Raw genomic sequence first — 597 nt, forward strand, 5'->3', positions numbered from 1 at the left:
GGACGATTTTGGATAGTCAAGGGGATCTCCAAAATATTGGTGGCTTGTCTTACCTTGTTGAAATTGTCAACTCTGTACCAACTTCAGCTAATGCAGAATATTATGCTAAAATCGTAGCTGAAAAGGCTATGCTACGTCGCTTGATTTCCAAGTTGACAGAGTCTGTCAACCAAGCTTATGAGGCTTCTAAGCCTGCAGATGAAATCATTGCTCAGGCTGAAAAGGGGCTCATTGATGTTAGCGAAAATGCCAATCGTAGTGGGTTCAAGAACATCCGTGATATTCTAAATATCAACTTTGGGAACCTAGAAGTTCGGTCACAACAAACAACGGATATCACAGGTATTGCAACGGGCTACCGTGATTTGGACCATATGACGACAGGTCTTCATGAGGAGGAGTTAATTATCCTAGCGGCGCGACCAGCGGTTGGTAAGACGGCCTTTGCCTTGAACATTGCTCAGAACATCGGGACTAAGTTGGACAAGACGGTTGCTATCTTTTCGCTAGAAATGGGTGCAGAAAGCCTAGTAGACCGTATGCTGGCAGCAGAAGGTTTGGTGGAGTCTCATTCTATCCGTACTGGTCAATTGACTG

General features: G+C 44.9%; 1 protein-coding gene. It reads left to right on the plus strand.

Annotation, left to right across the window (positions count from 1 at the left end):
• Window positions 1–597, plus strand: a 597-nt coding sequence (locus tag GMD4S_RS10100) for a DnaB-like helicase C-terminal domain-containing protein (protein WP_000317176.1), incomplete at both ends; no start/stop codon positions are given.

It is taken from the genome of Streptococcus sp. GMD4S, assembly GCF_000296955.1.